The 13,947-nt window shown below is 74.7% G+C and carries 13 protein-coding genes; 10 read left to right on the forward strand and 3 right to left on the reverse strand.

What is annotated here, in order from left to right:
• Positions 1-64: 64 nt before the first annotated feature.
• From ACZ4WH_RS09640 to ACZ4WH_RS09660, 5 genes are read left to right on the forward strand one after another with little or no spacing between them, the layout of a single operon-like run.
• A complete protein-coding gene (locus ACZ4WH_RS09640) occupies positions 65-835 on the forward strand; it encodes a hypothetical protein (protein WP_468178391.1) in 771 nt (256 codons plus the stop codon).
• On the forward strand, positions 832-1,578 hold the full coding sequence (locus tag ACZ4WH_RS09645) for a hypothetical protein (RefSeq protein ID WP_468178393.1): 747 nt from the start codon (positions 832-834) through the stop codon (positions 1,576-1,578). Before ACZ4WH_RS09640 ends, ACZ4WH_RS09645 begins: the two co-directional genes overlap by 4 nt.
• Positions 1,575-2,843, forward strand: a complete 1,269-nt coding sequence (locus tag ACZ4WH_RS09650) for an MFS transporter (protein ID WP_468178395.1) — start codon at positions 1,575-1,577, stop codon at positions 2,841-2,843. Before ACZ4WH_RS09645 ends, ACZ4WH_RS09650 begins: the two co-directional genes overlap by 4 nt.
• 2 nt (positions 2,844-2,845) lie before the next feature.
• A complete protein-coding gene (locus tag ACZ4WH_RS09655; RefSeq protein ID WP_468178397.1) occupies positions 2,846-4,204 on the forward strand; it encodes an insulinase family protein in 1,359 nt (452 codons plus the stop codon).
• Positions 4,201-5,349 carry an insulinase family protein gene (locus ACZ4WH_RS09660; RefSeq protein ID WP_468178399.1) on the forward strand — a complete coding sequence of 383 codons (1,149 nt, stop codon included), beginning with the start codon at positions 4,201-4,203 and terminating at the stop codon, positions 5,347-5,349. Before ACZ4WH_RS09655 ends, ACZ4WH_RS09660 begins: the two co-directional genes overlap by 4 nt.
• Positions 5,350-5,527: 178 nt before the next feature.
• Here ACZ4WH_RS09660 and ACZ4WH_RS09665 read toward each other — a convergent pair whose 3' ends face one another.
• The gene (locus tag ACZ4WH_RS09665) at positions 5,528-6,463 is read right to left on the reverse strand and encodes a JmjC domain-containing protein (protein ID WP_468178401.1); all 936 of its coding nucleotides are present in this window, start codon (positions 6,461-6,463) and stop codon (positions 5,528-5,530) included.
• Positions 6,464-6,500: 37 nt separating this feature from the next.
• A complete protein-coding gene (locus ACZ4WH_RS09670; protein ID WP_468178403.1) occupies positions 6,501-7,547 on the reverse strand; it encodes a hypothetical protein in 1,047 nt (348 codons plus the stop codon).
• A gap of 406 nt (positions 7,548-7,953) precedes the next feature.
• Here ACZ4WH_RS09670 and ACZ4WH_RS09675 point away from each other — a divergent pair, with 406 nt between their 5' ends.
• The 5 genes from ACZ4WH_RS09675 (at position 7,954) to ACZ4WH_RS09695 (ending at position 12,700) form a co-directional block, all read left to right on the forward strand.
• Positions 7,954-9,171, forward strand: coding sequence for a M16 family metallopeptidase (locus ACZ4WH_RS09675; RefSeq protein ID WP_468178405.1), 1,218 nt, complete (start codon positions 7,954-7,956; stop codon positions 9,169-9,171).
• Positions 9,168-9,941, forward strand: coding sequence for a hypothetical protein (locus tag ACZ4WH_RS09680; protein ID WP_468178407.1), 774 nt, complete (start codon positions 9,168-9,170; stop codon positions 9,939-9,941). Before ACZ4WH_RS09675 ends, ACZ4WH_RS09680 begins: the two co-directional genes overlap by 4 nt.
• Positions 9,942-10,033: 92 nt before the next feature.
• The gene (locus ACZ4WH_RS09685) at positions 10,034-11,050 is read left to right on the forward strand and encodes an ABC transporter ATP-binding protein (RefSeq protein WP_468178409.1); all 1,017 of its coding nucleotides are present in this window, start codon (positions 10,034-10,036) and stop codon (positions 11,048-11,050) included.
• Positions 11,047-11,814 carry an ABC transporter permease gene (locus ACZ4WH_RS09690; protein WP_468178411.1) on the forward strand — a complete coding sequence of 256 codons (768 nt, stop codon included), beginning with the start codon at positions 11,047-11,049 and terminating at the stop codon, positions 11,812-11,814. The genes ACZ4WH_RS09685 and ACZ4WH_RS09690 overlap by 4 nt, the downstream gene beginning before the upstream one ends.
• A 19-nt stretch (positions 11,815-11,833) precedes the next feature.
• Positions 11,834-12,700 carry an ABC transporter permease gene (locus ACZ4WH_RS09695; RefSeq protein WP_468178413.1) on the forward strand — a complete coding sequence of 289 codons (867 nt, stop codon included), beginning with the start codon at positions 11,834-11,836 and terminating at the stop codon, positions 12,698-12,700.
• Between the two features lie 565 nt (positions 12,701-13,265).
• Here ACZ4WH_RS09695 and ACZ4WH_RS09700 read toward each other — a convergent pair.
• Entirely contained in the window at positions 13,266-13,850 is a 585-nt protein-coding gene (locus ACZ4WH_RS09700) for a hypothetical protein (RefSeq protein WP_468178414.1), read from the reverse strand.
• Between the last annotated feature and the right edge of the window lie 97 nt (positions 13,851-13,947).

The raw sequence follows: 13,947 nt of genomic DNA on the forward strand, positions 1-13,947 counted from the left end.
ACGTCGTCCGGCCCCGGCCGGCGTCGTCCCGCGGACAGGACGCGAACGACCGGAGGAACGAGCCATGGCAGGCAGCACGCAGCACCCGCTGCTCGCTCGGTACGCACAGGTCCGCGCGCAGCTGGCCCAGCGGTACGGCCCCGACAGCCAGGCCGTGGTCTTCCTGCTCTACGAGGAGCTGCTGTCCCTGCGGACCGTGCTCCTGGAGAACCGCGCCGCCCGCGAGGTCGGCGCACGCGTCGGGGCGCTGGCCCGGGAGATACAGCGCCGCTACGACCACGGCGGCATCGTGTCCGCCGGACGCGACCGCCGACGCCTGATCCACGCCGACCCCCCGCTGATCGAGTACGACCGGCCGGCATTCGACCGGATGTACGCGTCGCTCCTCGACGACCGCCGGCCCGACGTGCTGCACGTGACGAGCGCCGCGGACGCCTTCGCGGCGCTGTCCCCGGGCAGCACCCACATCTACGTGGTGGACGACCGGGACCGCCTGCTGGTCTGGCCCGAGCCGTTCACGCTCGCCGAGACGGTCTTCGGCCGTACACCCGACCGCCGCCGGCAGGGCGCACGAGTGGTCCATCCCATGCTCGTGCCCGAGCGGCTGCGTGTGCGGGCCGCGGGTGAGCTGGTGCTCCTGGGCGACGCGCACGACTGCATGGTCGTGGCCAACCTCAAGTCCGGCCACTTCCTTCCCCCACCGGCCTGCGCGCCCGTGCTGCGCACGGTCGTGGAGCGGGTCTTCCCCGTCGCTCCCGGTGACGTGGACATCTTCACCCTGCCCGAACCGCAGCCCGGCCCGCGGGCCGCGAACCGAGTGGACGCCACACGATGACGAAGCCGCCGGAACCCCCCGCACAACCGCAGGACCTGCGGGAACTCGTCGGGGTCGAGCACGAGTGCAAGTGGGAGCTCCCGCTGGAGGTCTACCGGTCCGGACCGGAGAACCTGCTGCTCGGCGGACCGTTGCACACCCGGTTGACGCCGTTGCGCCGGCCCCTGTCCTTCGTCTCCTCCACGCTCTACGTCGACGACGCCGCCCGGTCCCTCATCCGGGCGGGGCACACCCTGGGCGCCGTCGTCAACACGGGAGCCGCCGCCGACGTGTGCTGGCTGACCTTCAAGCAGGCCATCCGTGTGCACGCCTGGCGGGACGGACTCGAACTCGCCTCCCGGATCACACCGGACCAGGTGCCACGGGCGCTGGACGACAGCTCGCTGCTGCCGGTCGGACACGTCCGGCGCAACCGGCTGGCCGAGGGTCCGCTGGGCGTCGTGGCCGTGGCGACACAGCGGCGTACCAAGAGCCTCGGGCGCACCGCCGACGGGGTGGAGGTCGCCTCCAGCGTGGACCTGGTGACCTTCCGGGCGCCCGAGGACGGACGCACCGTACTGGGCGAGTACGCGTGTGTGGAGATCGAGGTCAACTCCTCCGCGCCGAACGCGCTGCGGGCACTGGGCGGCCTCGCCACCGACATGGACCACTGGCTGACGCGTCCGCGCGCCCGGCGTACGAAGGCCCAACTGGCCCTCGCCGCGGCGGAGCCGGCCGGACGACAGGAGGAGGACGCGGCATGACCGCATCAGCGCCGGCCGCCGGCGCCGCCCACCGGGAAGCGCTCGGCTCCGTCTTCTGGACCTTCTGGTTCGGACGCAGCCTGTCCACCCTCGGCGGCTATCTCCAGTTCCTCGCGCTGCCCCTGTGGGTGCAGCGGACCACCGGTTCCGCGCTGGCCGCGGTGGTCTCCTTCGCCGTGTTCCATCTGCCGAAGCTGCTGATCTCGCCCTTCGCCGGGCTCATCGCCGACCGCTTCGACCGGCGCCGGGTCGTCATCGTCACCGACCTGGCCGCCGCCGCGGTCGTCGCCGGCATGATCGGCGCGGTCCGGCACCGCGAGGTCACGCTGCTGCTCCTGCTGCTGTTCGTCCTCCAGGCCCTGGCCGTGGCCCGGGTTCCGGCGCTGTCCAGCCTCCTCCCGGACGCCATCCCGCGAAGCCGGCTGCTGACCGCCAACTCCCTGCTGGACGCCACGACCGGTCTCGCCATGACCCTCGGTCCGCTGATCGGCACCGCCGCGCTGACGGCGTTCGGCATCGAATGGGTCCTGCTGCTCAACGGCCTGACCTTCGTCGTCGCGGCGATCTGCATGACGCCCCTGCCCGCCGCGCACCACGAGCCCCTCCCGCACACCGGCCTCGCGGCGCTGCTCGGCGGCGTGCGCGCCGTCCGCGAGGACACCGTGCTGCGCGACGCGCTGATCGCCGAGGCCGCCGTCTACCTCTTCTTCGGCGCGGTGACCGAACAGCTGGCCGTCCACCTCGGACAGCACCACCCCGGCTCGCTGGTGGGCGTGTTCGGCGTCGGCACCGGCCTGGGGTGGATCGCCGTGACGGCGCTGATGGCCCGGGCCCGCGACGCGCTGTCCCCGGCGCGCCTGCTGTGGTGGAGCTCTCTGGCCTCCGCGCCCGTGGGGCTGGCCGCCGTGTGGCTCGTCGGCCACGCGCTCTGGCCCGCCGTCGCCCTGGCCGGAATCGTCATCAGTGTCCACCAGTTCGCCTACGGCATCGGCCCCGTGCTGCTGTGCCAGTTGCGCGCCCCGAACGCCGTCCGCGGCCGGGTCATGGCCTTCCGGCGCATGCTCACCACGTGCGCGCAACTGGTCGCGCTGACCGCGGGAGCCCTGCTCGCCTCCTACACGCCGGTGGCGGTGTCCGTGTGCGGGGTGCTGGCCGCTGGCGCCGCCGCACCGTTCGCCCACCGTGCGGCGCGACCGACCTCCCCCGAGGGCGCCCGCCCCGCCGACCGTGCCTTCGACCCCGCCACCGCCCCGTCAGGACAGTGACCATGAGCGCCCACCCGTCGGCCCCCCGCCCCACCGAACCACTGCCGCTCCGCGGGTCCGGGCGCGTGGGGGGCGACGGCGTCCCGGGCGCGGGTCCGTACCGGAGCGAACCACTGCCGTTGGGCGGGCCGGGGCACGCGGTGGTCGTCGATCTGCCGCGAGGGCACGATGACGACCCCGCCGCGCATGCGGGACTGGCCGCCCTCGTCGCCCGGCTGCTCGCCGACCCGCGCAGCGGTGGTGCCGCCGCGCTGGCCCGGCGCGAAGGGTGGCTCACCCGCCATCGGCTGCGGCCCCGCCGTTCCTCGTTCGCGTACTGGTCGCGGCACGAGGATGTCCACGCGGCCGGTGAGGCTTTCACCACGCACGCCGTCGTCCTGCCCGGCGACGACCGGGTCCGGGCCGCGGCCACGGCGCAGGCGGCCCTGGCCGCCCGCCGTGCACAGGACGTCCTGGTCCTGCTGAACCAGGCGTCCCGGCAGGCCGCCTTCGGCGAGCCCGGAGCGGACGCCCTCGGCACACCGGAGACGGTCGTGTCGATCCCCGCCGATGTCGTCCGCGCCGAGATCGAGACCGTCGTGGCCCGCCGGACCGTCGTCACGGCCGGCCCCGGCCGCGACCTTCCAACCCCGCCTGCCGCGTCCGCCGGACCCGCCGCGCCCCCAGCCCTCGCCGCCTCCACCGCGCCGGTCGCCCCCACCCCTCCTGCCGTACCTGCCCCGCCGGCCGGACCCGCCGCTCCCGAGGCCCCGCACCCCGTCCTCGTCCGCACCTGGCGCGGCGGTTACGTGCACCAGGACCTGCCGGGCGGCGCGGCGCGGCTGTCCGTGCGGATGCCCCTGGCCGAGGCGCCGCCCGGAGCGCTGGAAGTGCTGGTCGAGGTGCTGGGCTCCGGGCCCGAAGGCCGCCTCTACGACGTGCTGCGCGGCGGCGAGGACACCCTCGCGTACGGATACTCCGCCGGGTACTGGTCGGGACAGGACGACGGCCGTCCGTCCGTGGCCGTCACCGCGGCCGTCCGCCCGGCGGACGTTCCCCGGGTCGCCGGGCTGCTGCGCGCGACCCTGCTGCGCACGCTGCGCGAGATTATCCCCGCCCAGGAGTTCGACGCGGCCAGGGACCGCTGCCTGGCCCGGGTCACCATGCTCCTCGACGATCCCTACGCGGCCGTCGACGAAGCGGCCGCGGCCGTGGCCGGGGACACCTCGCCGGCCCGGCTCGCCGCCGCGCTGCGCACCCTCCAGGTCCCGCCCGTCCTGCGCCCGTTCGCGGCGCCGCCGGCCGTCGCGGTGGTCGGCCCCGCCGCGGGCCGGCTGAGCGACGAGCAGGCCGCCCGGCTCACGAAAGCACCCGCCCTGTGACGACGTACCGCACCGCCCCCGACACCACGCCGGCCACCATGACGCGGGTCCACGGACTCCGCGTCGTCCTGCACCCCCTGCCGTGGGCCCACTCGGCCGCCGCGTGCCTGAGCGTGGAGTGCGGCTCGCGTGACGACCTTCCCGCCCCGCCCGGCACCGCCCATCTGGCCGAGCACGTCCAGATCGCCGCCACGCGCCGTCCCGGTGAGGCGCGGACGCCGATCCTCGCCGAGACCGACAACGCCCGGACCGTGTTCCGCGCCACCGCCACACCGGACAACGCGGCGGACATGGCCGCGCTGCTGCTGCGCGTCCTCGCGCCGTACGACTGCCCGACCACGGTGCTGGAGGCGGAGCGCGCCGCGGTCACCCTGGAGACGGCCCGGATGGACGCGAGCCCCCTGCTGCGTGCGGGAGGACTGCTCGCCGCGGCCGATCCGGCGGGCGAGCCCGGATCGGACGCGGTGGCCCGGACCTTCGTCACGGACGTGGCCGCCGTGACGGCGGCGGACGTCCGGCGGCTGGTCGGCCTCGGCTACCACCCCGGCAACGCCGTGCTCGCCGTGGCCGGTCCGCCCGCGTCCCTCGCCGGGCTGACCGACGCCGTCGCGGACCTGGTCCCGCACCGGCCCGTGCCGCCGCCGGCCCGTCCCGCGCCGCGTACCGGGCAGCCGCTGACGCTCCCGGCACTGGACGGCCTGGTGGCCGTGACCCACGCCCGGTCCCGCACCGCCCGCCACCCGCGGGTGGACGCCCTGCTCGGCGAGTCGGGTCCGGTGGTGGCGGCCGCCGCCGCCCTGGGCGTCCCGCTGCTGGGCCGTACCACCATCGACAACTCCGGCCGGGCGGTGGACGTCTGGTGCTGGCGCCCCGAGCGGGCGGAGGCCGGCCGTCTCGTCGCACGGCTGCGGGAGGTGTGCGAGGCCATGGGCGGCCGGATACCTGCGGACGCCGTCGCGCGGGCCGAGGCCCGGACGCTGAACCAGCGCGCCTTCGACACGTGCACCCCACTGGGCCGGGCCACCGCCGCGGCCACCGAACAGAGCCCTGCCCCGGCCACCGCCGCCCCGGGCCCCCTGCGTCTGTGGACGATCCGCGACGGCCGCCCCCGCCCGGCCGGCATCCCGGTCCCGGTCGGCGGGTGACGAGAGGCGGCTCCGCCCCCGTCGACGCTGTCGCGGGGGCGGAGGTCGTACCGGTCCGGTGTCGTCGCGGAGCGGTGGGTCCGGTCGGGTTGTGCGGGGCGCGGTTGCGCCGGGGCGGTCCGGGGCGCCTGTCGTCCGGCGATTCGAGCGGGTCAGGGTTCGGGCGGTCAGGGTGGCGTCACGCGGTGAGCGAAGCCGCCAGGTCCGTCAGGGAGAGGTCCGCCGGAGGCGTCGGCATCGCGTCGAGGCGGGCCTGCCGCGCCCACGCCACCAGGTCCTGCGGGTCCATGGCGGCCAGGCGCCGGCGCGCCTCCTCCAGCAGGGCCGTCGCGGCGGCCGTGATCGCCTCCTCCGTGACCGGCAGCGGCGGCAGCGCGCTCCCGGTGTCGCCGAGGGCGAGCCGCTGGAGACCGGAGGACAGGTCGGCCACACCGATCTCCCGGACCGTCAGCGAGAAGTGCGCGGACAGCCCGTCCTGACCGTGGGCGCGGTGGGCGAAGCCGCGCGGGATGTACAGGACGTCACCGGGGTGTGTGACGGTCGTCAGCACCTCGGCCGGCTGCGGCTCGTGGCCGGCCACCCGGCCCGCGTGCCAGTGGCCGTCTGCCGGTCCCTCGTGCACGCTCCAGCTCTTGCTGCCCGCGACCTGGACGACGAGGACGTCGGCGTCGTCACGGTGCAGCGGCAGCCCCGCGTGTCCGGCGGGCGTGACGAAGTAGAACGCCTCGGCGGCCAGCCCCAGTTCGCCGGCGAGCGCGCGCAGCAGGGCACGGGTCGGCGCGTGCCACTGGTCGATGCAGCGCAGCAGCAGGGTCGCCCCCGCGTCGAGCAGGGCGCGGATCTTCGCCGGATCGGCGAAGCCGTCCGGTTCGGCACGGGCGACGGTCCGGGAGGCCGTGAACTTGCGGGCGGGCAGCCGGTTGTCGTCGGCCCACATCTCGATGTACGGCTCGCGGAAGAACCCACTGGCCAGGGCCTGGTCGACGTCGGTCAGCGCGAAGGGACTCGACGCTCCGCCCTCCGGGGTGAAGCGCTGCGGCAGGCGGCGCCAGTACTTCTCGAAGAAGACGTCGGTGTCGCCGACCCATTGGCCCAGGACGGGGGCTTCGCTCATGGGATCTGCTCCTGTGTCTCGATGACGGTCGGGTTTCTCAGTCCGGCAGGACCGCTTCCGGATAACGGGCCAGGGCGGCGTCGGCCAGTTCGCGCGGTACGAGGAGGTCGTCCACCAGCAGGAAACCGCCGACCGGGCAGCGCAGCACGGTCAGCCCGGGGGATTCCTCGACCCGTGCCGGGACACCGCGCAACGCCTCTCCGAGGAAGAGGCCGTAGCGCACCTCGGTGCCGCAGCCGTCGGGTGCGGACGCCACGGCCGCGCGCCTGGCCCGCTCCCGTTCCGCCTCGTCCGCCAGCTCGGCGGCCGCCCAGCGCGCGGCCGGCGTCGACAACCGGGGGATGCCGCAGACCCGTTCGGCGAGCTGGTGCAGCTCGGGTGCCAGCGACCAGTCCCGTGCGGCCCTGCGCAGTGCGCCGCGCTCCGTCTCCGGCAGAGCGGCCAGGAGCAGCGCCGTGTCGACCAGATCACGGCCGCGCGGCGGCTGTTGGAAGAGTTCCTCGGCGATCAGCAGCAGCCCGGCGAGGAGCGGATCGTCCGGGCGGCCGGGACGGACCGGGACCGTCGCGTGGTCACCGACGAACGCGGCCGTGAAGAACTCCACCGCGTACGGGTGGTCCAGATCGGACTCGGGCGAGGGCCAGTTGAGGGCCACCGCCCAGTCCCTGCGGCCCGGGCTCTCGATCATGCTCACCCGGGCCTCGTCCACCGGGCGGGAGGCGGCGACGGCCGCGACCGCCCGCCACAGCGCGTCCTCGTCGGGCATCAGCAGGTCCACGTCCCGGCTCGACCTGAGGACACCCTGCGGATACAGCCGCTCCAGAGCGGCGCCCTTGAGCACCTCCGCCCGCCCGCACCCGCGCGCCAGATCCGCCAGGCGGCCGTACTCCTCGCGCCGGGCGTGCTCGGCGGCCAGCAGGGCCTCGCCGAGCCGGCCGAGCCGCGCGCCGTCCACCGCCGCCAGCGAGCACACCGTGCCGCTCAGCCGGTGCTCCCGGCGGCCCGCCCGCTCCAGGACGAGGCCCAGCCGTATGTCCTCGGCGACGCCGAGCACCGCGCGCACCGTCTCCATTGACAACCGCAAGTCCACTCCCGTGGGGACGCGTCGAAGCAGGGACGAGCGGAGCCTAACGGCGGCCGATTCGGCGGCGGCCGGCTTTTTCCGTAAACGGCAGAGTGGATTTCCGGAATCAGCAGTGCGCCGCCGTCCGGGAGAGGCCGCGGAGAATTCGGCTGCGGAATGCAGAAATGCCTGTTGCTGTCGCCGATTCGGGCTGGCTACGGTCACTGCCGTCGGATTCCGTCCACTCCTGAGGAGGTACACCATGGCGAACCACGCCTCGATCCTGCGTCCGCGTCTGGACAAGGTGAAGCCGCAGGACCGCTGAAAAAGCGGAGGAACACCGGATGCCGCCACCTCCGGGTGGCGGCATTCCTCTTCGCGCCGGCGCACGTAAGAGACGCGACGACTTTGTCAAGGAGGGTTTGCTGTGTACGAGTTCGGCAGGGTGGAAGGCCCGGTACCCGTCATCGCGCTCGTCGACGAGCGGCTGAGCACCACGACCGTGTGTCTGGCGTCCACGTACGGCTCCCGGCACGACCCGGTCGGGGAGTGCGGTCTGGCCCACGTACTGGAACACGTGCTGATGTCGGCGCCGGTGGGCGCCGTGCCGTCGTTCAGCGAGTACGTCGAGCGGCTCGGCGGCTACGCGAACGCGGAGACCGGCCTGGACCGGATGCTGTTCCACGCCCGGGTGCACGCCGACGACGCCGAGGAGATCACGGGCCTGCTGTACCAGGCGGTGCTCCAGCCCCGCCTGGGCGAAAAGACCCTGGCGCAGGAGAAGCGTGCCGTCTTCCGGGAACTCGCCACCGCCGCGGCCGACCCCGGCGACGTGGTGCAGGACGCCTTCCTCGCCCACCTCTTCCCCGACCACCCCCTGGGCCGCCCGGTCGGCGGCACGGCGACGGACGTGGAGAGGATGGACGTGGCGGCCGTCGCCGCCGGACACGCGCAGCGGCTGCTGCCGGCGTCCCTGACCGCCATCGTCGTCGGACCGCGCGTCCCCGAGGCGATCAACCCGCTGGTCGCCGGTATCGACCGGGACGTCCTGGCGACGATCGGCACCGCCGCGCCCGCGCCGCTCCCGCTGCCCGCCTCCAGCACACCCGAACCGCCCGCCTGGCCCGACGAGTTCGCCTGGATGTGCGCGGGCGGCCGCTCGGTGCCGAACCACGATCCGCGCCGCCCGCACTTCAACGTCCTCGCGCAGCTGCTCGGTTCCAGCCCCTCCTCACTGCTCTACCGCCGGCTGCGCGGGGAGGCCGGGCTCGCCTACGCCTTCCAGGCGTGGAACCGCGGCTACGGCGAGACCGGCGCCTGGCGGGTGCTGGCGGGCGTCGAGCCCGGCAACGGTCCCGACGCCCTGCGGGTCATCCGCACCGCGCTGGAGGAGATAGCGGCCGACGGCCCCAAGCCGGACGACCTGGCCTCGGCCCGCCGCCAGGCGCAGATGCGCATCCTGACCTCCGTCGACAACCCGCTGGAGTGCGCTCGGTTCCTCGCGATGCGCAGCGGCGGCCCGGCCGCCTGGTCGCCGGCCGCCGAGGTGGAGTTCCTCGCCGGGGTGTCCGGCGAGGACCTGCGGCAGGCCGCGGCGCAGGTCCTCGACGGCTTCCGGGCCGTGGTCCGCCCGGAGCCCCGGTGAACGCCGTCGAACACTACCTCGACCGGGCCCGGCGGGCCGGGCTGGCGGACGAGGTGCGCGGACTCGCCTACGTCGCCGACCGCTGCGACGATCCCATCAGCGGCCTTCCGCAGGTGCTCGTCGAGTACTGCGACCCGCGGCTGACCGGCGACGCCCTGGCGCTCGCCACGCTGCGCCGCCGGCTGCGCGAGCGGCACCCCGGGGCCACCTCGGTGCTGCTGCGGTCGGCCGGGGACGTCCGGCCGGCCGGACCGTGGCGGCCCCGGCTGACCTACGTCCGCCACGGCGGCACCACCCCCGTCCCGGCCGGTACGGCGGTGACCGTGCGCCCCGCCACCCCCGCCGACGACCCCCGCGTGCACGCCTGGCTGGTCCAGGCCTTCCGCAACGCCTACCCCGGACACGAGGTCGACCCCGGGCACGCCGGCATCGCGGCGATCATGGCGAACCCCGCCAGGCGGTCGTTCATCGCCCAGGTCGCCGGCGAGCCGGTGGGGCACGGCACCGTGCTGACCGGGGAACGGGACGAGGTCACCGGTGAGGCGTTCGCCGAACTCGTGGACATCCTCATCGACCCCGTGGAGCACCGGAGCGCGGCCACGGCGGCACTGGTGGCCGCCGTCGCGGAGGCGGTCGGTGGCCGCAAGCTCTGCGGCCACGTGGTGCATCCCCACGAACCGGCGGAGGGCCGGCGGGCGGAGACGGTCCTGCGAGGCCTGCTCCGCGCCGGCTGGTCCGTCGACCACTGCTTCTGGGAGAGCCCGCTGTGAGGGGCCGTACGAAGTCCGCGACGACGGGCCGTGCGGAGTCCGCGACGACGGGCCGTACGGGGTCCGCGACTACGGGCCGTACTGAGTCCGCGATGACGGGCCGTTCCGTGACGGGCGACGAGGAGAGGCGTCAGGAGGCGACGGCGATGGACGCGATCGTCATGGAGGATCTCACCCGGTCCTACACCGACCGGCGTGGCGGCGCGGCGAAGGAGGTGCACGCCCTGCGCGGGCTGAGCCTGACCGTGGGAACGGGCGAGGTGCACGGACTGCTCGGCCCCAACGGCGCCGGCAAGACCACGCTGTGCCGGATTCTCACCACCGTGCTGGAGCCGACAGCGGGCAGGGCCACCGTCCTCGGCCACGACGTGGTGCGCGACGCCCGGGCCGTACGCCGCTCCATCGGGCTGGTCTTCGGCGGGGACCGCGGCCTGTACGGCCGGCTCGACGCCCGGCACAACCTGCGGTTCTGGGGCGCGATGTACGGGCTTCGCGGCCGGCCGCTGCGGGCCCGGACGGAAGAACTGCTGGACCGGGTGGGCCTCGCGGAGCGGGCGGCGTCGCGGGTCGACACCTTCTCCCGGGGCATGAAACAGCGCCTGCACCTCGCCCGGGGCCTCATCGGCGACCCGCGCGTGCTGATCCTCGACGAGCCAACGGTCGGCATGGACCCGGTCGCCGCGCTCGACTTCCGCGCGCTCGTCGCCGAGTTGCGGGCCGAGCGGCGTACCGTCCTGCTGACGACGCACGACATGGCGGAGGCCGCCGCGGTGTGCGACCGGGTCACCCTCATCGACCGGGGACGGCCGGTGGTGACCGAGAACCCGGCCGCCATCGGCCGTCTGCTGTCCGGATACGAGCGGATCGTGGCCGAGGACGTGCCGGCCGGCCTCGTACCGGCGCTGGAGGCGGTCGTCGGCGTGGTCGAGGTCCGCCACGACCCCGGCACCGGCCGGCTGGAGGCGCAGACGCGCGACTCCACGGCCGCGGCGAAGGTGCTGGCCCTGCTGGCCGGGGCCGGAGTGCACCGGGTGACGACCGCGCCGCCGGGTCTGGAGGAGGTCTATCTCCGTCTCGTCGGCGGACGCGGCATGGCGGTCTCCTCGTGAACCTGTTCCTGGCCTCCCTGCGCTTCCAGCTGAGGCTCGCGCCCCGCTCCCCGGGCACCCTCCAGGTCTGGTGCACCGCGCCCCTGTTCACCGCGGTCTTCCTGTCCATCGCGGACCACGCCGGCCGCCACGACATCGCGCCCTACGCGATCGTCGCCCCCACCCTGATGGGACAGTGGGCGCTCGCCCTGGGCATCGCCGGCGAGCTGATCACCGACGAACGCAACCAGGGCACGCTGGAGAGCCTGATCGCGGCCCCCGGCCGGCTCTCCGCGGTGATCGTCGGCCGGATCTGCGCGGTCAGCCTGCTCGGCACCTCGACCATGCTGGAGGCGTGGCTGACGGCGGGCCTCTTCTTCGGCCGCTGGATCGCCGTACCGCACCCGTTCGCCCTGGCCGCCGGAATGCTGGCCACCGCGGCGGCCATGGCGGCGACCGCGAGCATCCTGTCGCCGCTGTTCGTGCTGCTGCCGTCCGCCCGCATCGTGCAGAACACGCTCAACTACCCGGTGTTCCTGCTCAGCGGTGTGCTCGTGCCGGTCACCACGCTTCCCGAGTGGCTCCGCCCCGCCGGCCGGGTGATCTTCCTCAGCTGGAGCGCCGACCTGCTGCGGGACGGCCTGGCGGCTCCGGCCATGCACCAGCCGCTGCTGCGCATCACGGCCGTGGCGGTCCTCGGACTGCTCGGTTACGTCACCGGAGCCCTGCTGCTGGCGGCCGTACTCCGGCGGGTCCGCAGGACCGGCACGCTGAGCCACACCTGAGAGAGCTGTGAGAGTCCGCATGTCCCTGTCTTCGTCGTACGCCCCACCTCCCTCGCCGTCACCGGCCGCCACGCCGTCCCGTTCCCCGTATCCCACCGCCCCGCTGCTCGTGCGCTACGGCCTGCTCAACGCCCTGGCCGACTTCCGCGCCACCTACAGCTGGCGCAGCTGGCTGTTCGGCTGGCTCGGCCGGATGCTCGCCCAGGTGGTCTTCTTCACCGGCCTCGGCCGTGCCCTCGGCGACCCGGCGACGGTGCGCTATCTCGCCCTGGGCAACGCGCTGATGACCTGTGTCGTCGACACCATGGCGGTGGTGGCGAGCACCAGTGGGGAGCGGCGGGCCGGAACGCTGTCCCTGCTGATCGCCGGCCCCGCCGACCCCGTCTGGGTCTTCGTCGGCCGCAGCCTGCACTGGCCCGCCAGCGGGGTGGCCACCTCCCTGGTGGCGCTGTTCGGGCTGGGGCCGCTGTTCGGGGTGACCTGGCGCCCGGCGCAGGTGCCGGGCGTGGTGGCCCTGGTGGCGCTCACCGCGCTGGCCACCTACTGCGTCGGCCTGTTCCTGGCCATGATCGTGCTGAGCGTGCCCCGCCTGCGGAACGTGGTGTCCAACTGCGCCTATCTGGCGATGATGGCGTTCTGCGGCGTCCAGGTGCCCCTCGGCTACTGGCCCGCCCCGGTGCGCTGGGCCGCCCAGGCGGTGCCGCTCACCCACACCCTGCGCGCGCTGCGCCTGGTCAACGAGGGCGCCGGCTGGACGGCACCGCTGTGGCCCGCCACGCTGGCCCTGCTGACCGGCCTGATCTGGCTGCTCGCCGCGTTCGGCACGTTCCGCTGGCTGGTAGCGGTGCCCGCCCGCCGAGCCGGCACGCTGGACCTGTCGGTGTGAGCGGGCCGGTGGGTCTGGGGCGCTGGTGGTCTGGGTCAGCTGGTGGCTATGGGTCTGCCGGTGGCTCGGGGCCGACTGTCGGTCTGAACCGGCCGGTGGCTCTGGGTCGCTGGTGGTCTGGGTCAGCTGGTGGCTATGGGTCTGCCGGTGGCTCTGGGCCGACTGTCGGTCTGAACCGGCCGGTGGCTCTGGGTCGCTGGTGGTCTGGGTCTGCCGGTGGCTCTGGGCCCGCCGGTGGCTGTGGGCCCGCCGGTGGCTGTGGGGCGCCCGGTGGCTCCGGGCCGGCATGTGGGTGTGGGCCGAGTCGGTCCCGCCTCAACCGAGTCGTCGGTCGCGGCCGAGTTCCCGGTCTCCGCCAAGTCGCCGGTCACGGCCGAGTCGCCGGTCTGGACCAAGTCGCAGGCCTCAACCGAGTTGCCGGTCTCGACCAAGTCGCGGGCCTCAACCGAGTTGCCGGTCTCCGCCAAGTCGCCGGTCTCCGCCAACTCGCCGGTACGAGCGGCAGCGCGCCCCGCCGTGGTGGCGAGGGCGCGCTCAGCCGTGCCCCGCGAACGTCCGCGCGGGCTCAACCGCAGCCGCACCCGGCGCCCGCCGCGGGCCGTTCGGTCGCGAGGCAGGTCACGAGTGCGGCCGTGGCCTCGTCCAGCGCGGCGAAGTAGGCGTCCCAGCCCGCTCCCGGGGCCCGGTCCAGGCTCAGATCCAGCACCGGGTGGCCGTCGCCGGTGCGGCCGCAGGTCAGCAGGCACCGGTTGAGCGACACCCGGACGGGTGCCGGCACCAGGGGTGCGGCGGCGCACACCGCCCGGCACAACGCGGCGGCCACCGCCAGGAGTTCCGCGCCGGAGCGCGGCAGCACCCCGACCCGCCGCTGGGCCGGGGGCAGCGCCGGGTCCCGGTAGGCGTGTCCCTGGCAGCTGTCGTACGTCGTCAGCGCCCAGCCGTCGGAGGTCAGGGTGCGCACCAGCGGCCACACACCGTCCTCGATGGCCGCCCGCCAGTCGGGGTGCGCCGGGTCGAGATCCTCGGCCTCGTGGATTCCCGGAAGCCCGACGGTGTTGATGTTGCCCGCCTCGCTGCGGTGCAGCCGGGCCGGGCGCCGGGCGGTGCCGGGGCTGTCCCAGCGGGCCAGGAACCCGGCGACATCGGGCATGACATTCGGGTGCCGGTCACGGAAACCCAGAATCCGGCACGGCGGGGGAGCGGCCCCGGTGCCGGCCGGCGCCGCTTTCGTCTCGGTGTTCAAGAAA

The organism is Streptomyces sp. NPDC029138 (genome assembly GCF_055564375.1).